This window comes from Glutamicibacter sp. MCAF14, assembly GCF_052114325.1.
Lineage (GTDB): Bacteria > Actinomycetota > Actinomycetes > Actinomycetales > Micrococcaceae > Glutamicibacter > Glutamicibacter arilaitensis.
Genome location: NZ_JBFREO010000001.1, coordinates 442,326 through 459,848 on the forward strand (window position 1 = coordinate 442,326; position 17,523 = coordinate 459,848).

Genomic DNA, 17,523 nt, shown 5'->3' on the forward strand with positions numbered 1-17,523 from the left:
TCATGTCCACTGCACCAGCTGCCAGCACCAAGACCTGGCAACCCAATGACAAATGGCTGCTGGGCATCGTGCTTGCGGTCATCAACTTCTGGCTTTTCGCCCAGACACTGCTCAACGTCATCCCCGGGATCCGCGGCCAGCTGGGCGTGGAAGAAACACTGGCCAACCTGGCCGTGTCCATCACCTCGCTGTTCTCCGGCATCTTCATCGTGGTCGCCGGCGGCCTGGCCGACCGTCTGGGACGGGCGAAGATCCTGTATCTGGGCATCTGGCTCTCGATCCTCGGCTCGCTGCTGATTGCGCTGACCCCGGAGAACCTGGGCGGATTGACCAGCGCCATGCTGCTGGGCGGACGCGTGATCCAGGGGCTGTCCGCAGCTTGCATCATGCCCGCCTCCATGGCTCTGGTGAAGACCTACTACGAAGGCAAAGCGCGCCAGCGTGCGCTGTCCTACTGGTCCATCGGTTCCTGGGGCGGCTCGGGCTTCTGCTCGCTGTTCGGCGGGCTGATGGCCACCAGCTTCCTGGGGTGGCGCTCGATCTTCTGGATCTCCATCGTGCTCTCGGTCCTGGCCCTGTTCCTGCTCAAGGGCACCCCGGAATCCAGGGCCGAGCAGGATCCGAACGCCTCGCACCGCTTCGACTTCTCCGGGCTTCTCTTCTTTATCATCATGCTGATCTCGATCAACGTGTACATCTCGCAGGGACCGAACCTGGGCTGGCTGTCCTGGGCCGGGATTTCGCTGATCGCCATCTTCGTGGTGACCGGACTGTTGTTCTTGCAGATCGAGGTGCGCAACCGCAACCCGTTCGTGAACCTCAAGCTCTTCTCCAACGGCACCTTCACCGGGGCCACCCTGTCCAACTTCCTGCTCAATGGCGCCGCCGGAACGCTGATCGTGTCACTGGGCCTAGTGCAGATCGCCGCGGGCATGTCCTCGCTGCAATCGGGCCTGCTGACCCTGGGCTACCTGATCGCGATCCTGGCCACCATCCGCGTGGGCGAGAAGCTGCTGCAGCGCTTCGGGCCGAAGAAGCCGATGCTCTGGGGTTCGATCATCACCGGCATCGGCATCCTGCTGTGCTCGATGACCTTCGTCTACATCGACCAGTACATCGTGCTCTCGGTCATAGGCTTCACCCTGTTCGGCATCGGGCTGGGCTTCTATGCCACCCCGTCCACCGATGCGGCGCTGTCCAATGTGCCCGATAACCAGGTGGGCGCCGCCTCGGGCATCTACAAGATGGCTTCCTCGCTGGGCAACGCCATCGGCGTGGCCATTTCCGCCGCGCTCTACGTGGCCGGCCAGGCCATCGACCCGGCTTTGATCCAGTCCTGGGGCCTGTTCATCGGGCGGCAGGACAATGTGGCGCTGCGCTTCGGCGGGGCCATCGGATTGCTGTTCAACGTGCTGATGGTGGTGATCGCCATTGCCGCGATCATCGTGACGGTTCCTTCGGAGAAGAAGAAGGACAGCGAGAAGACCAAGCATGACGAGATTGCGCCACCGGCGTTCGGCAACTAACCGGCTTGCCAGAAGAAATAGGAGAAATACCATGTCCAGCACTTCTGCGGCGGACGCAAAAACCTGGCTGCCCAATGACAAGTGGCTGCTGGGCGTCGTGCTGGCGGTCATCACCTTCTGGCTTTTCGCCCAGACGCTGCTGAACGTCATCCCCGGGATCAGCGGCCAGCTGGGGGTGGAGAAGACCCTGGCCAACCTGTCGGTTTCCATCACCTCGCTGTTCTCCGGCATCTTCGTGGTGGTGGCCGGCGGACTGGCCGACCGGCTGGGCAGGGCGAAGATCCTTTACGCCGGGTTGTGGCTTTCCATCCTCGGTTCCCTGGTCATCGCGCTGACCCCTGAGGGCCTGGGTTCGCTGACCAGTGGCATGCTGCTGGGCGGCCGGGTGATCCAGGGGCTGTCTGCGGCGTGCATCATGCCGGCGTCCATGGCCCTGGTGAAGTCCTTCTACGAGGGCAAAGCCAGGCAGCGTGCGCTGTCTTTCTGGTCCATCGGCTCCTGGGGAGGTTCGGGCTTCTGCTCGCTTTTCGGCGGGTTGATGGCCACCAGCTTCCTGGGCTGGCGCTCGATCTTCTGGATCTCCATTGCCGTCGCGCTGCTTTCGCTGTGGCTGCTCAAGGGCACTCCCGAATCCAAGGCCGGCTCCCAGGAGCAGCGCGGTTTCGACTGGACCGGCCTGGCGTTCTTCATCATCATGCTGGTGTCCGTCAACGTCTACATCTCCCAGGGCCCGCGCATCGGCTGGCTGGGCTGGATCGGGCTGGGACTGCTGGCGGTCTTCGTGGCCAGCGGGCTGATCTTCTTGTGGACCGAGAAGCATCGGCGCCACCCCTTCGTGAACTTGGACCTGTTCTCCAACCGCACTTTCACCGGGGCGACGCTCTCCAACCTGCTGCTCAACGGCGCGGCCGGAACGCTGATCGTGTCCCTGGGCCTGGTGCAAAGCGCCGCTGGGATGACCTCGCTGCAATCGGGTTTGCTGACCCTGGGCTACCTGGTGGCGGTGCTGGCCACCATCCGCGTGGGCGAGAAGCTCTTGCAGCGCTTCGGCCCGAAAAAGCCGATGCTCTGGGGGACGCTGATTACCGGTTCAGGGATCCTGCTGTGCTCCATGACCTTCGTCTATATCGAGCAGTACATCGTGCTCTCGGTGATCGGGTTCACGCTGTTCGGCATCGGCCTGGGTTTTACGCCACGCCGTCCATCGATGCGGCGCTGTCCAATGTGCCGGACAACCAGGCCGGAGCCGCCGCTGGCCTCTACAAGATGGCTTCTTCGCTGGGCAACGCCATCGGCGTGGCGATTTCCGCGGCCCTGTACGTGGCCGGGCAGAAGGTGGACATTGAGCTGATCCAGTCCTGGGGCATTTTCATAGGCCGGCAGGATAATGTGGCGCTGCGCTTCGGCGGGGCCATAGGCTTGCTGTTCAATGTGCTGATCGTGCTCATCGCCTTTGCCGCCGTCGCCTTCACGGTCCCATCGCAGAAGCAGCAGAAGCAGATCCCCGAACCAGCACAGGAGGTTGCCCCGCCGACCTTGGGCAACTAGTGGCGCCAATGGGCGCGGGTTACCCACTCCCGGACCCCTGTCCTGATGCATTCTGATTCCATATACATGATCTATGATTAACGCCACCATGCCCGTGATCTTGCGGAAATGCGGGTGCTAGCCAGCGATTGATAAAAATCAATCGCGAGGATGATTCAAAGTGTCAGAACGGAGCGCTAGACTGGCAATCGCTCTCCAATCACCATGCCCTTAAACCGAAGGAGACAGGGTGCCGGAAAGCCCGATGCCAGCGAGGATTTTTCCACATGCTTCTCAAGCTCATCTTGAAACACTCCAAGCCGTACACAGCTTGGATCATTGCCGTAGTCATTTTGCAGCTGGCCACCACCGTGGCCACGCTGTACCTGCCCAGCCTGAACGCCAAGATCATCGATGTCGGTGTCGTTAGCGGCGATATCGACTACATCTGGCGTACCGGCGGACTGATGCTGGTGGTAGCCCTCATCCAGGTAGCCACCGCGGTGGCCGCCGTCTATTTCGGGGCCAAGACCTCCATGAGCGTGGGCCGCGACATCCGCCAGTCGGTCTTCGAGAAGGTCTCGACCTTCTCGGCACAGGACGTCAACAAATTCGGCGCCGCCACCTTGATCACCCGCGGCACCAACGACGTGCAGCAGATCCAGATGCTCACCCTGATGGCGTTGAACTTCATGATCACCGCGCCGATCATGTCCATCGGCGGCGTGATCATGGCGATCCGCGAAGATCCCGGACTGTCCTGGCTCGTTTGGGTTTCGGTACCGCTGGTGCTCATTGTCGTGGGCCTGCTGGTCATCAAGCTCATGCCGCTGTTCCGCGATATGCAGACCCGCATCGACGGGATCAACGGCGTGCTGCGCGAGCAGATCACCGGCATCCGCGTGGTGCGCGCCTTCGTGCGCGAAGAGCATGAGACGCAGCGCTATGCCGATGCCAACCAGAAACTGACCGACCTCGGTGTCAAGGTCGGCAACCTGTTCGTGCTGATGTTCCCGGCGATCACCATGATCCTGCACCTGTCCACCGCCGCCGTGCTGTGGTTCGGCGGGCACCGGGTGGATAACAACCAGGTGGAGGTCGGCGCGCTGACCGCCTTCCTGCAGTACCTGCTGCAGATCCTGATGGCGGTCATGATGGGTACCTTCATGGCCATGATGATTCCCCGTGCAATGGTTTCGGCCGACCGCATCTCCGAGGTGCTCGACAGCGAGCCGAGCATGCTCGATGCCGCCGAACGGCAGATCGCGCTGCCCACCCCGGGCACCGTGGAATTCAAGAACGTCAGCTTCGGATACCCCGGCGCCGAGGCGCCGGTGCTCAACGATATCTCCTTCACCGCCAAGCCGGGGCAGACCACTGCCATCATCGGCTCCACCGGTGCCGGCAAGACCACTTTGCTGAACCTGATCCCGCGGCTCTACGACGCCACCGAAGGCGAAATCCTGATCGGCGGGGTGCCGCTGGCCGAACTGGGACGCGACACCATTTCGCGGAACATCTCCGCGGTGCCGCAGCGCCCCTACCTGTTCTCCGGGACCATCGCCAGCAACCTGCGCTTCGGCGCCCAGGACGCTACCGAAGATGACCTGTGGGATGCGCTGAGAGTGGCCCAGGCCGACGGCTTCGTCGCCGAACGCGAAGGCCAGCTGGATTCGAAGATCTCCCAGGGCGGCACCAACGTGTCCGGCGGACAGCGCCAGCGCCTGTGCATTGCCAGGGCCCTGGCCGCGAAGCCGAACACTTACCTGTTCGATGATTCGTTCTCGGCACTGGATGTGAACACCGATGCCAGGCTGCGTGCGGCCCTGGCCGAACCGACCAAGGACGCCGCGGTGATCATCGTGGCCCAGCGCGTATCGACCATTACCGGTGCGGACCAGATCCTGGTCCTGGACCATGGCGAAATCGTGGCCCGGGGTACCCACGAGCAACTGCTCGAAACCTCGGAAACCTATCAGGAAATCGTGGCATCCCAGCTGAGCGTGGAGGAGGTGGCCTAAATGGCGAAGAAGCAGAAGAATATCGATCCGGAACAGCTCGAAAGCGAGCTTGCGGACGTCAACGAATTCGATGCCGCGGCGGGGGCCGACGACTGGAGCGGCGGCGCCCCGGTGCGCAAGGCCGAGCATTTCTGGCCATCGGCCAAGCGCCTGGTCGGGTTGATGTCCCCCTACAAGTGGGGCATGGTCCTGGTCTTCGCCCTGATCACCGTGTACGTGGTGCTCTCGGTGATCGCGCCGCGGATCCTGGGCAAGGCCATGGACGTGATCTTCGCCGGGCTGATCGGCAAGAACATCCCGGCCGGCACGCCCGCGGAACTGGTGATCCAGCAGCTGCGCGACTCCGGGCAGGGCACCCAGGCGGACATGCTCTCCAAGGTGGACTTCATCCCCGGGCAGGGCATCGACTTCACCCAGCTCTCGCAGTACATCCTGATTGTGCTCTCCATGTACTTCATCGCCTCGCTCTTCTCGTGGGCCTCGGGCTGGCTGCTGAACAAGCTGGTCATGCGCGTGGTCTACAACCTGCGCAAGGACGTCGAGGACAAGATCAACAAGCTGCCGCTGAACTACTTCGATACGCGCCAGCGCGGGGATCTGCTCTCGCGCGTGACCAACGACGTGGACAACATCCAGAATGCGCTGCAGCAGGCGCTGAGCCAGCTGGTCTCCTCGGCCATGACCGTGATCGGCATCGTGATCATGATGTTCGTGGTCTCCTGGCAGATGGCGTTGATCGCGCTGGTGGCCCTGCCGCTGTCCGCGGCTGCCGCGGGCATCATCGGCACCCGGGCGCAGAAGCTGTTCACCGCGCAGTGGAAGAACACCGGCGCGCTGAACGGCCAGATCGAGGAATCCTTCTCCGGCCACGAGCTGATGAAGGTCTTCGGCCGCGAAGAAGACATGGTGGAACGCTTCACCGCGCGCAACGAGGAGCTGTACAAGGCCAGCTTCGGCGCCCAGTTCGTCTCGGGCATGATCATGCCGGTAATGAACTTCGTGTCCTACCTGGCCTACGTGGGCATCGCCGTAGTGGGCGGGTTGCGCGTGGCCTCGGGCACCATGAGCCTGGGCGATGCAACCGCGTTCATCCAGTACTCCCGCGAGTTCACCCAGCCGCTGGGGCAGATTGCGGGCGTAGCGAACATGCTGCAGTCCGGCGTGGCTTCGGCCGAGCGCACCTTCGAGCTGCTGGATGCCCAGGAGCAGGATCCGGATGACGCGCAGGAGACCTTGCCTGCCCGTGCCGACGGGCATGTCTCCTTCCAGAACGTGTCTTTCTCCTACTCGCCGGACAAGCCCTTGATTGAGAACCTGTCCTTCGATGCGGATCCGGGGCATACGGTAGCGATCGTGGGACCTACCGGTGCTGGCAAGACCACCCTGGTGAATCTGGTCATGCGCTTCTACGAGTTGAACTCCGGGAAGATCATGCTCGATAACCGGGACATCACTGCGCTGTCCCGTGCCGACCTCCGCTCCAAGGTGGGCATGGTGCTGCAAGATGCATGGCTCTTTGGCGGAACGATCATGGAAAATATCCGTTACGGACGCCTGGATGCCACCGATGAGGAAGTGATCGAAGCAGCCAACGCGACCTTCGTGGACCGCTTCGTCAGGGCTCTGCCAGATGGCTACGACACCATCATCGACGAAGAAGGAACAAACGTATCCGCCGGTGAGAAGCAGCTGATCACCATTGCCCGTGCATTCGTCGCCAACCCGTCGCTGCTGATCCTCGATGAAGCGACCAGCTCTGTTGATACCCGTACCGAGGTGCTGGTGCAGCAGGCCATGGCCGCGTTGCGCAGCGACAGGACCAGCTTTGTGATTGCCCACCGGCTCTCGACGATTCGCGATGCCGACACCATTTTGGTGATGGAATCGGGCAAGATCGTTGAGCAGGGCAACCATGAGAAGCTGCTTGAATCCCGTGGTGCGTACTACCGGTTGTACCAGTCGCAGTTCGCCGGTCCGGCTGAGGACGTGGAAGCGAATCCCGATACTGCAGCGGTAGCCGCAGTAACCGGTGGCATGCCGCGAGCCGAAGCTCCTGGGGCCAACGATCCGGATCAGCCACTGACGAGCTAAATCCAGGCGAGCAACACCAATGCCGCAGCACGAAGAAGACCTCTTCTGGCTGCGGCATTGTCGCGTCCAAGTGTAAGGGTGACTGCTCTGCACGTTCGTTGGGGTTCGCGGGCCCAGAAGCGCTGGGGCAGCTATGGGTGCTTATCGTGGCACCAATCATTGGTGCTGCGATTGCCTGAGTCAGCTGCAAGATATAGTTCACAGACTTTGCCGATAAGGCCCCTGGGGGATTCGACAAAAACTAGCGTGCAGCCGGCAGGGCATTGCCTGCACGTCACGGATTCCCGGAGCATTTCAAATTGCACTGCGCCGGGAGTCCGTTCTATGCGTTCGAATAGAAATTCCGCGTCGGACTGGCTCTTGGGGCAGCTAACGGATCCTGACGACCGGTTTTATGAAATAATAGGCGAAGTATCCAGCGACTGTTCTTAGCAGTTGGCGGATCGGGAGGTACGAGCCTCTGCCAGCAAAGGCGCAACGGCTGATGCCGGACTGTGCGGCTTCCACTGGTCGTCACACGGAAAGCAAGGAGCGGTCAGGCAATGCGAACCCTGCGTCCACGATTCTTGGCGGCCTTGATGGCTGCGTCACTGCTGCTCGTAGGGCTGGGTGTTCCGTCCCAAGCTGCACCGGCGCTGGCTGCTGTGGAGACTGCTGCCGTTCCGCTGGCTAAGACCGGCGTTTCCAGTGTGAAAACCACTGCCAACCTGAACATGCGCAAGGGCGAGAGCACCAAATATGCAATCGTGCGCACGATTCCGAAGAACACCACGGTGCCTGTCTCCCAGCAGGCAGCCAATGGCTGGTACAAAGTGTCGTACAAGAAGAAAACAGGCTGGATCTCCAATAAGTATGCCAAGGCCGTCTCGCGCCATCCGGCACCCAAGCCGAAGTCCGGCCCATCGAAGAAAATCAACCTGTGGGTCAACGCGACCGCTGCTGTCAACATCCGCCAAGGGGCAGGCACCAGCCATAAGATCATAGGTTCCTTGCCCAAGAATGCGGCTGTCAAAGCAGTAGCTCGGGCCAGCAATGGGTGGTACAAGATCACCTACAAGAAAAAAACTGGCTGGGTTTCTCACAAGCATGTGCAAACCTGCGTCAAGGGCTGCCAAGTCGATACCGGTGCCTACACGACCAATCGGGCCGGCTTGAACGATCGCTACTTCACGAAGTCCTCGGGCACGGATCTCTACGCCGCTGCCGGCAAGCGGCTTCGCATCGGGGATATTCCGAAAAACTCGATTGTCTACCGGGACCTGCGATGGGAGAAGGCCGGTGGGCAGGTGGCTGGTTGGTATTTCGTGCGCACCCAGGGAATGGATGGCTGGATGAAGGCTTCGGCGTTGGCACGCAAAAGCACCGCACCAACCTCCAACACGAAGAACTACACCCGTAAACAGGTTGTGAAGAAAGCCAATGGAATGCTGCCTGAATCGATGCTCGCCGCTATTCCCTGGGACAAGGAAAAGACCTTGATCGCCGCTCCTGCGCTCGCGGATCTCACGCGGCTGAACACGGCGTTCAAGAAAAAATTCGGCAAGAACATCGACGTAGACCTCGCCTATCGCACCTTGGACACGCAGAAGTACTACTACAAGGAACTCGGCGCGTATATTGCAGCGAAACCGGGTACTTCGAACCACGGTTGGGGACTGGCCATCGATGTGCCCGAGTCCCATACCTACTCCTTCCGCGGGAAATACTACAAGTGGCTGAAATCCAACTCGAAGAAGTACAACTGGCTGCACCGAAAGAATCTGGAGGAGTTCCGGGCCGATGGAAGTCGCAATCCCTATGCGGAAGCCTGGCACTTCGAATACAGCGGACAGTGATCCCCGCCGCTGGGAAAGCCGGCAGTTGGTCTTATAGGGGAATCCACATGGAAGACGATTAGGCTTGTCATATGCAACAACGGCCTGAGTATATGAATCCCTATTTGGCACCGAGGCCTAGGCAACGCACCTTTGACGCCGGAAAATTTACCAAAGGTGATTTCTGGACCGTTCTTGCCTATCTGATCTTCTTTGTCGGCGGCGCCGCCGGGCTGATCAGCCTCATACCCGGATATATGGATGCATTCTCAACGCCTGACCAAGCGTTGTTCGGGATCAACCTGATCTTGTATGTCAGTTTCTTCATCCTCGCGATGATCCAATGCGGCCCGCAATTCTTCGAATCCTTCAAAACCATGCGGTATCACCCCGTGGCCAAATGGTTGATGCTGCCAGGTGGCTGGATGCTGACCATTGCGGTGAACGCAATCATCGCTGGACTGACCGGCCAAGCGGTGACAAGCGAGAACCAAGCTGCATTGGAATCCATGGCCGGCACCGTTCCGCTACCGGTGATGCTGGTGGTGACTGCGCTCTTCGGCCCTTTCGTGGAGGAATACCTGTTCCGCCACCTGCTGATCGGCAAGCTCTCACGCAAGTTCAATGTCTGGCTCTGTGCGTTGGTCTCCACGGTGCTGTTCGCAGGGATCCACTTCATCGGTGCGGGCATCAGCTCGTGGCTCGAAGTCGTTCCGTACTTCATGCTCGGTGTGATGATGGGCCTTGCCTACATCCTCTCGGGCAAATCCATGGCGTATTCCTACATGCTGCACGTCATCAACAACACGGTGGCCCTGCTGGTGGTGTACCTGCTGTACCCGCTGCTTCCCATGGGAGCCTAAAGCGTGCCCTTTACCGGAATTGAACCGCATACTCCCGCCTATCGGGGCATGCTGCTGGCACTGTTTGCAGGCGGGGTTGCGACCTTCTCGCAGCTCTACGCGGTACAGGGACTGCTGCCAGTCATCGCTGGCTATTTTCAGATTTCTTCCTCCCAAGCAGCCTTGGCAGTCTCCTCGGCCACCCTCGGATTGGCGCTGGCAGTAACGCCCTGGGCGATTATTTCTGATCGGATGGGCCGGCGGAAGGTCATCTGCGTCGCCTTGGTTTCCTCGGTGGCTCTGGGATTGCTCAGCACGCAATCTGCGAACTTTGAAGCGCTGGTGGTGATCCGTTTCTTTGAAGGCGTTGCTCTTGCCGGCGTACCCGGTTCGGCGCTAGCCTTCCTCGTCGACGAAATCAGCCCGCGGGCCGTGGCAGTGGCAAGCGGGACATATATTTCCGGGACCACTTTAGGCGGCCTAGCGGGACGTTTGGTAGCCAGCTTCGTGGGTGATCCTGCCGGATGGCGGTGGGGGATCGCCGCGGTGAGCATCATGGCTGCCATAGCCACACTGTTCTTCTTGCTCAAAGCTCCGGATGCCCAAGGCTTCGAACCGATCCGCAATCAAAGCTTGCGTGCAATCGCCGGAAAATTCGCCCGCGCATTTCGCGGCAAGATGGCGCTGGTCTATGCCCAGGGGTTCTTGCTCATGGGTGGATTCGTCGCCGTCTACAACTATCTGGCATTCCGGCTCGAAGCCGCGCCCTACCTGATCCCGCCGTCACTGGCGGCGCTGGTGTTCCTGGCTTATCTCTCTGGAACCTATACGTCGGTGGCCAGTGGAAAAGTAGTAGCCAAGCTAGGACACCGTAACACCCTGCGGATCAGCATCTTGGTCAGCGCACTGGGGCTGCTGGGGACGTTGGCCGGCAATTTGGTACTGATCATTTTGGGCTTGCTGATCTTCACCGCTGGGTTCTTTGCCGCCCATGCTGTGGCCAGCGGTTGGGTTCCGGTATTGGCCACTGGAGCTCGCGCCCAGGCATCGAGCTTGTACAACCTGTTCTACTACGTCGGCTCGTCACTCTTGGGCTGGCTCATTGGTATTCCCTTCATCCACTATGGCTGGGGCAGCGTCGTGCTCAGCGTGGCAGGACTGCAAGTCCTAGCGGTTATTCTGGCCTCCTTCTTGTCGAAGAAAGATCCTTCACTCCGCTCCTGAAAAATATTCCAAATAAGGCATATTTAATGCTTGAGCCGGAAAACTCAGGTCAAATTGTCAAATTCTCCTGATACCCACCGGGCATAACGCTCAGCAGAGAACTGCACGATGCGGTGGGCATCGCTTTGGATGCAGGTGGCGAAATTATTATAGAGCCGGTCAAATTCCAGCGCTTCCACGCTCTTGGCCAGCCGGCGCACTACAGCGGCGGAAAGTGGAATCCTATTTGGGTAACTGCGCAGGAAAGTCACATTGCCATCGGCCACCGGAAAAATTGCGTCACCTGCCAACAACACCCCGCGCCCATCGGCACCGGCCTCCCAACCGGCAACGGTGCTCCCGGGGAAATGTCCGCCTATTTGCAGCAGCTTCAGACCAGGCAGCACCTCGAACTCGTCGTCCCACAAGGTCATCGCGGCAGAAGAATATTGCACCCATTGGGCATCTTTGCGAGCAATATAAATCGGCGCATCTTCCATGGCCTGGCTGAACTGCTGCTGCACTCCATACATATGCGGGTGGCTGGCTACGATTCCAGCCAAGCGTCCACGCGACTTCAGCCAATCGATGATCTGGTCAGTGATCAGTCCGGGAACATCAAACAGCAAATTCCCTTCGGTGCTCTCCACCAGCAAGGCGCCTTGCCCGATCCCGATCTCGGGGCAAGAAATTGCCGTCAGGCCCGGTTCCAGGGAGGTCAAAGTCAATTCATGACCGTCCTGGAGCAACTCCTCGGTCCGCACCCAGCGCTGTGTGCCGCCGGGGAAGTATTGGCGTTCATCGGCGCAAATAGGACACTGTCCAGACGGTTGTGCTCCCGGCGGAAATTCCACGGCGCATCCTGCACACTGCCAATGCCCGGTTTGTTCTGAGCCCACGGGTATACCTGCCCTTTCAAACGCTGCAAGAAACTGGCCTGCTGTGTGCTTCCAAAGTAGTCGCTGCGGCCACCTTCTTCCAGAGCTGTCGATATTGCCAAGATGTCTTGCCTGGCGGGTGCAAATGGTGAAAGACCTCGGCTATTCGTAAAGTGGGAGCGTGAACCCTTCAACCCCCACTGATTCCCCGCGAAGCATTTCCCGGCAAATCCTTGCCTTAGCCGTTCCTGCCTTGGGCGCGCTAATTGCTGAACCGCTGTTCCTCATGGCCGACTCGGCCATAGTGGGGCACCTTGGCGTCCAGGAATTGGCTGGTGCCGCGTTGGGCACCACGGTGCTCCAGACCGCGGTAGGGCTCATGATTTTCTTGGCCTATGCCACTACTCCTGCCGTGGCCAGAGCCATCGGCGCAGGCAATCTGCCCAAGGCCATGGCTGCTGGCCGTGATGGCATGTGGTTTGCCGTGGTGCTTGGAATCGTGCTCTCCAGCTTGGGATATTTCACCGCGGAGGGCCTGGTCTCGATGATGGGTGGCCAGGGCGCCACCGCAGAATTTGCCGTGGACTACATCCACTATTCGCTGCCCGGATTGACAGCCATGCTGCTGGTCCTTGCCGCCACCGGGGTGTTGCGCGGAATGCAAGATACCAAAACCCCGCTGGTGGTTGCCACCGCAGGATTCGGCCTGAATATCGTACTGAATTTTTCGTTGGTCTACGGTGCGAACATGTCGGTGGCCGGTGCCGCTCTGGGTACTTCCATTGCCCAGTGGATTATGGCCGCGGTGTATTTGTGGATGATCTTGCCACGTATTCGCCAGCAGGGGATATCCATGGCTCCGAGCTGGTCCGGTTTTATCTCCACCGGGCAAGTCGGATCGTGGCTGATGCTGCGCAACCTGAGCATGCGCGCCGCACTGCTGCTCACCGTTATTGTTGCCACCAATTCCGGCACGCAGACCCTGGCCGCGCATCAGCTGGTCTTCACCATTTTCAGCTTCCTGGCCTTCGCCTTGGACGCCCTGGCTATCGCCGCCCAAGCAATGATTGGCCAGGAACTGGGGCGTGGAGATGCAGCGCGGGTTCGCAAGCTCACCGGCATCATGAGCCGCTGGGGAATCTACTTCGGCATCGCCACGGGCGCCTTGCTGTTGGCCACCTCGTGGGTGTTCCCGATGATCTTCACACCAGATGAGCAGATCCGCCAGCTGACCACGGTAGGCCTATGGATCCTGGCATTGTCCCAGCCGTTGTGCGGTTTGGTATTCGTGCTTGATGGCGTACTCATTGGTGCCGGAGATGCCCGTTACCTGGGATTGGTGGGAGTGGTGAACCTGGTTGTCTATGCACCGATGCTTTGGGCAGTCCAAGCGTTTGCTTCCGATGCGCACAGTTCGATCTTGTGGATTTGGATTGCCTTCGCCATTGGCTATATGGCTGCTCGCGGGGTGACCTTGTCGCTTCGTGCCAAGAGCACTGCATGGATGCGCCTGGGCAGCTGAACCGCCAGGGACAGGCAAGCGCTCGGCGGGCAGCTAAGGTCCTGCCCGAGCAGATGTCGTTGCGCCCAGTGCCACGCTGCCTTGGGATTCGAGGGGGTGCTGGAACTAGGCTTGTCCGAGCATCGCGCGCCGGATGGAGTCCAGATGCAGTGCCATGGCTTTGGCGGCCGCTTCTGGGTCAGACTGCTGGATGGCGGCCAGGATTTGCTGGTGTTCGCTCAGCTCATCGGATTGCGACATGTAGGGCTGCATGGAGGGCAGTACATAGTGCGCGCGTGCGGTCTGCGTGAAGCAGTTCTCCAAGCTGGCCACAATGCGCGAGTTGCGCGATGCCGCGGCCAATTCGCTATGAAAGCGCTGGGCAGCGTGCATTGAGGCTATGGGGTCGCTGACGGCCAGTTTTTCCTGGGCTTCTAGATGCCCGGCCAGGGAAACGATCAAGGCTGCCGAGTGCATGGCAGATACCTGTCCTGCCACATGCGGCTCGAGCAGGCTTCGCAGTTCCAGGACTTCATAGACATCGTTCATCGAGATCGCCCGCACCAGGTAGCCCTTCTTGGGCAACACCTGCAATAAGCCTTCGCTGGTGAGCTGGCGCAATGATTCGCGCACCGGGGTTTTCGAAACCTCGAATTCCTGGGCCAATGCCGGTTCGATCACCAGGGTGCCAGGGGCGAGCTCTCCGCGGTTGATGCGTTCTCGCAGGGTCTGCGTGAGCCTTTCGGAGATCGAGTTGGCCATGCTTCTCCGATTCTGATGGGTCGTAACTTAGCGACCTGTTCTAGGCGTCTTTCTGGAGAACACTCTAGTCTGGGTTGAAATATATTTCAGGTATCTTACGCTAGCCTACTTCAACCCAAGGACTCAGACTGTGGCGACCACCCAGAACTCAGCCAGCACGCAGCAAGCGCGCAACCGGCGTCGAGCCCTGCTCGCTTCGGTCTTCGGCACGGCCATCGAATGGTACGACTACGCCCTCTACGGAGCTGCTGCATCGGTGGTGATCGGTCCGCTGTTCTTCGCCGGCGCCGGTGAATCAGCGGCATCCATCGCCTCCTTTGCCACCTTCGCGGTGGGCTTCGTGGCCCGTCCGCTGGGCGGCGTGCTCATCGGGCACCTGGGGGATAGGGTGGGCCGCCGTCCTGCCATGCTGCTCTCGATCATCTTGATGGGCATCGCCACCGTAGGCATCGGTTTGCTGCCGACCGCCCATACCTGGGGCGTATGGTCCGTAGGCCTGCTGGTGCTGCTGCGCCTGATCCAGGGCTTTGGTGCTGGAGCGGAACTGACCGGCGCCATGACCCTGGTGGCCGAATTCGTGGAGCCCAAAAAACGCGGACTCTACACTTCGCTGGTGCTCTCCACCCCGCCACTAGGCATCGCCTTGGCTACCGTCTGCTTCTTCTTGGTCTCGCTGGCCGGGGATGAAGTCTTGCTCGGCTGGGCCTGGCGCATCCCGTTCCTGATCTCAGCCCTGCTATTCATCGTGGCAATCTACATCCGCAACAAGCTGGAAGAGACCCCTGAATATGCCACGGCCATGGCGTCGGCACGTGCCAACCAGCAACAGGCCAAGCTTCCCATTGTGCAGGTTTTCGCTGGGCACTGGCGCCGGGTGGTCTTGGGATTCTTGGCCATCACAGGGCACAACGCCACGAACTACATCCTTGCGGTGTTCGCGCTGAGCCTGATGGTCTCCAGCGGAATGGAACGCAGCCAGGCATTGCTCGCAGTGACCTTGGGTTCCTTGGTTTCGGTAGTGCTCACGCCGGTGGGAGGATGGCTGGCTGACAAATTCGGTGCTTCCAAGGTGCTGGCCGCCGGAAACATCTCCGGGCTGATTCTGGCATTCCCCATCTTCGCGTTGCTCTCCACCGGCGAATTCCTTCTGGGGTTCTTCGGCATCGCTGTGGGCTACGCACTGGTGATTCCTTGTACATCCGGCGCCCAAGGAGCGTTCCTGACCGAGCTGTTCCCCGTATCGGTCCGTTTTTCCGGGATTGCCCTAGCGCGAGAACTCAACGGAGCGATTGTCGCCGGGCTCTCGCCGCTCATTGCAGCAGCACTTCTGCAAGCAGGAAGTGGTTCCATCGTGCCTCCGGCCGGCTACCTGGTCCTCTGCTGCCTATCCTCGGCCATCGCAATCTTCATCGGCACCCGCGCCAGCTCGCGCACGCTGTACTGACCAATAATTTCGCAGAAGAAAGAACAAGTAATGGGCAACCTCAAGCGCCAACTACCAGATGTGGCTGAACTGCTCAGCCTGATGAAGTTCAAGCTGCCTTCGGCCAACCGCCGAGCCGTACGCTTGGCCGCAGCCGCTGATGTGTGGGACCTGCGGACCATCGCCAAACGACGGACACCCACCGCCGCTTTCGATTACGTGGACGGCGCAGCCGGACGCGAAATCACCGCTACCCGGGCCCGCCAGGTCTTCGACTCCGTCGAGCTGCTGCCACGCATCCTGCACGGCACCGCGCATTCGGATCTTTCCACGACCATTGCCGGTGCCCCCTCGGCCTTGCCTTTTGGCATTGCTCCCACCGGGTTCACCCGCTTCATGCATTCTGAAGGTGAAATCGGCGGCTCGCGCGCTGCCCAGAAAGCAGGAATTCCCTTCAGCCTGTCCACCATGGGCACCCGCTCCATCGAAGAAGTCGCGGCAGCAGCACCCGAAGGCCGCAAGTGGTTCCAGCTCTACTTGTGGAAGGACCGGGAAAAGTCCAAGAAACTGGTGGAACGCGCCGCCGCTGCAGGCTTCGACACCCTGCTGGTGACCGTGGATACCCCGGTGGCCGGGCAGCGCTTGCGCGATGCACGCAACGGCATGAAGATTCCGCCGGAGCTGACGCTGAAGACCGTGCTTGATGCTTCCTACCGCCCGGAGTGGTGGTACAACTTCCTGACTACCGATTCGCTGAAGTTCGCATCATTATCCGATACCTCTGCGGACCTGCCAACGATCATCAACACCATGTTCGATTCCTCCTTGGATTTCGAGGACCTGAAGTGGATCCGCGAGCTATGGAAGGGCAAGCTCTTCGTCAAAGGCGTGCTCACCACCGAGGATGCCGCCAAGGCCAAGGCCGCCGGTGCCGATGGGCTGGTAGTTTCCAACCACGGCGGACGGCAGCTGGACCGCGCACCAATTGCTTTCGAAGCCTTGGGCGACGTGCGTGCAGAGGTAGGCCCGGAGATGGAAGTCATCATGGATTCGGGCATTATGTCCGGCGCGGACATTGTCGCGGCCCTCTGTGCTGGCGCGGACTTCGTGCTCATTGGCCGTGCCTACCTCTACGGGCTGATGGCTGGCGGCGAGAAGGGCGTGAGCCGGACTATCGAACTGCTGGCCAAGGAAGTGGAAGTGAATATGCAGCTGATGGGCGCTGCGAGCATCAAGGATCTGGACGAGTCGCTGATTCGCCGCCGTAGCTGATGTGATTTACCCGCGCGAAGTGGCGGTTAGTTCTATGAGCGGTAGAATAGAAATTGTGCCTGCACCAAAAACCACCCCAGTTCAAGCCGCTGATGTATTCCGCCCAGTCTTCCTGCGCGGCCTGGCGGCCCTGGCCTATGCCCTGATGTCGATTTTCTGGATCGGCGCAGATGACAAGGTCGTCACGTACTCCACAGCTGCATTCCTCGTTGTCACTGGCGTGTTCATGTGGCAGTACGTAGCAGTGGAAAGCGCGCCGGAAAAATCGCGCGCACCATATGCACTGGGCGCAGGTTTGATGCTTTTCGCTGGTATCGCCACCATCTTCGTCACCTCGATTGCATGGGTCGGCTATGTGGGTGCCCTGGCATTCCTGGCTGGCGGTATTGCTGAATTGATCGTCTTCGCCAAGTACCGCGAGGCCTTCCCGCCGTTTAGGAACCAGCTTGTTTCTGGTGCTGTTGGCGTGATCTTGGCCATCTCGTTGTGCTTCAGCGGAGGCATGGATGCGCACTCGCTGTTCGGCCTGATTGGCGGCGGCACCATCATTCTTGCGGTCTTCGCGCTGATTGCCGCCTTTGGCCATCGCCATGAAATGAAGGCAGCTGCCCCGACCACGACCAATACGCCGGGCCAAGAAAACAACTAGTCTTTAGGTCTGAA

14 protein-coding genes are annotated in these 17,523 nt (G+C 60.2%); 12 read left to right on the plus strand and 2 right to left on the minus strand.

Going from position 1 to position 17,523, the window contains the following annotated elements:
* The first annotated feature begins 2 nt into the window (after positions 1-2).
* From AB4Y71_RS02090 to AB4Y71_RS02125, 8 genes are all read left to right on the plus strand, one after another.
* The gene (locus AB4Y71_RS02090; RefSeq protein ID WP_441717621.1) at positions 3-1,526 is read left to right on the plus strand and encodes an MFS transporter; all 1,524 of its coding nucleotides are present in this window, start codon (positions 3-5) and stop codon (positions 1,524-1,526) included.
* A gap of 31 nt (positions 1,527-1,557) precedes the next feature.
* The gene (locus AB4Y71_RS02095) at positions 1,558-2,877 is read left to right on the plus strand and encodes an MFS transporter (RefSeq protein ID WP_441717622.1); all 1,320 of its coding nucleotides are present in this window, start codon (positions 1,558-1,560) and stop codon (positions 2,875-2,877) included.
* On the plus strand, positions 2,793-3,074 hold the full coding sequence (locus tag AB4Y71_RS02100) for a hypothetical protein (RefSeq protein ID WP_441717624.1): 282 nt from the start codon (positions 2,793-2,795) through the stop codon (positions 3,072-3,074). The genes AB4Y71_RS02095 and AB4Y71_RS02100 overlap by 85 nt, the downstream gene beginning before the upstream one ends.
* Positions 3,075-3,340: 266 nt before the next feature.
* Entirely contained in the window at positions 3,341-5,074 is a 1,734-nt protein-coding gene (locus tag AB4Y71_RS02105) for an ABC transporter ATP-binding protein (RefSeq protein ID WP_441717626.1), read from the plus strand.
* A complete protein-coding gene (locus AB4Y71_RS02110) occupies positions 5,075-7,165 on the plus strand; it encodes an ABC transporter ATP-binding protein (protein ID WP_441717628.1) in 2,091 nt (696 codons plus the stop codon). It begins immediately after the preceding gene.
* A gap of 542 nt (positions 7,166-7,707) precedes the next feature.
* Complete coding sequence (locus AB4Y71_RS02115; protein ID WP_441717630.1) at positions 7,708-9,000, plus strand: SH3 domain-containing protein; 1,293 nt, start codon at positions 7,708-7,710, stop codon at positions 8,998-9,000.
* Between the two features lie 92 nt (positions 9,001-9,092).
* Entirely contained in the window at positions 9,093-9,842 is a 750-nt protein-coding gene (locus AB4Y71_RS02120; RefSeq protein WP_441717632.1) for a CPBP family intramembrane glutamic endopeptidase, read from the plus strand.
* A 3-nt stretch (positions 9,843-9,845) separates the two neighbouring features.
* The gene (locus AB4Y71_RS02125; RefSeq protein ID WP_441717634.1) at positions 9,846-11,045 is read left to right on the plus strand and encodes an MFS transporter; all 1,200 of its coding nucleotides are present in this window, start codon (positions 9,846-9,848) and stop codon (positions 11,043-11,045) included.
* Positions 11,046-11,089: 44 nt separating this feature from the next.
* Here the strand turns inward: AB4Y71_RS02125 and AB4Y71_RS02130 are convergent, their stop codons facing one another.
* Entirely contained in the window at positions 11,090-11,878 is a 789-nt protein-coding gene (locus tag AB4Y71_RS02130) for a hydrolase (protein ID WP_441717636.1), read from the minus strand.
* A gap of 205 nt (positions 11,879-12,083) precedes the next feature.
* On the opposite strand from AB4Y71_RS02130, the gene AB4Y71_RS02135 reads away from it, so the two are divergent.
* Positions 12,084-13,424, plus strand: coding sequence for an MATE family efflux transporter (locus tag AB4Y71_RS02135; protein WP_441717637.1), 1,341 nt, complete (start codon positions 12,084-12,086; stop codon positions 13,422-13,424).
* A 105-nt stretch (positions 13,425-13,529) separates the two neighbouring features.
* Here the strand turns inward: AB4Y71_RS02135 and AB4Y71_RS02140 are convergent, their stop codons facing one another.
* Complete coding sequence (locus tag AB4Y71_RS02140; RefSeq protein ID WP_102599198.1) at positions 13,530-14,165, minus strand: GntR family transcriptional regulator; 636 nt, start codon at positions 14,163-14,165, stop codon at positions 13,530-13,532.
* Between the two features lie 130 nt (positions 14,166-14,295).
* Here AB4Y71_RS02140 and AB4Y71_RS02145 point away from each other — a divergent pair, with 130 nt between their 5' ends.
* Genes AB4Y71_RS02145 through AB4Y71_RS02155 form a run of 3 tightly spaced genes read left to right on the plus strand, consistent with a single transcriptional unit; the run spans position 14,296 to position 17,509 of the window.
* Positions 14,296-15,609, plus strand: coding sequence for an MFS transporter (locus tag AB4Y71_RS02145; RefSeq protein ID WP_441717638.1), 1,314 nt, complete (start codon positions 14,296-14,298; stop codon positions 15,607-15,609).
* Positions 15,610-15,639: 30 nt separating this feature from the next.
* Positions 15,640-16,860, plus strand: coding sequence for an alpha-hydroxy acid oxidase (locus AB4Y71_RS02150; RefSeq protein ID WP_441717640.1), 1,221 nt, complete (start codon positions 15,640-15,642; stop codon positions 16,858-16,860).
* 55 nt (positions 16,861-16,915) lie between these two features.
* The gene (locus AB4Y71_RS02155) at positions 16,916-17,509 is read left to right on the plus strand and encodes a DUF308 domain-containing protein (RefSeq protein WP_441685175.1); all 594 of its coding nucleotides are present in this window, start codon (positions 16,916-16,918) and stop codon (positions 17,507-17,509) included.
* The last annotated feature ends 14 nt before the right edge of the window (positions 17,510-17,523 follow it).

Coding starts and splice junctions, on each gene's coding strand:
- AB4Y71_RS02115 (WP_441717630.1), top strand. CDS start 7,708: ATGCGAACCCTGCGTCCACGATTCTTGGCGGCCTTGATGGCTGCGTCA.
- AB4Y71_RS02090 (WP_441717621.1), top strand. CDS start 3: ATGTCCACTGCACCAGCTGCCAGCACCAAGACCTGGCAACCCAATGAC.
- AB4Y71_RS02150 (WP_441717640.1), top strand. CDS start 15,640: ATGGGCAACCTCAAGCGCCAACTACCAGATGTGGCTGAACTGCTCAGC.
- AB4Y71_RS02120 (WP_441717632.1), top strand. CDS start 9,093: ATGAATCCCTATTTGGCACCGAGGCCTAGGCAACGCACCTTTGACGCC.
- AB4Y71_RS02140 (WP_102599198.1), bottom strand. CDS start 14,165: ATGGCCAACTCGATCTCCGAAAGGCTCACGCAGACCCTGCGAGAACGC.
- AB4Y71_RS02095 (WP_441717622.1), top strand. CDS start 1,558: ATGTCCAGCACTTCTGCGGCGGACGCAAAAACCTGGCTGCCCAATGAC.
- AB4Y71_RS02100 (WP_441717624.1), top strand. CDS start 2,793: ATGGCTTCTTCGCTGGGCAACGCCATCGGCGTGGCGATTTCCGCGGCC.
- AB4Y71_RS02110 (WP_441717628.1), top strand. CDS start 5,075: ATGGCGAAGAAGCAGAAGAATATCGATCCGGAACAGCTCGAAAGCGAG.
- AB4Y71_RS02105 (WP_441717626.1), top strand. CDS start 3,341: ATGCTTCTCAAGCTCATCTTGAAACACTCCAAGCCGTACACAGCTTGG.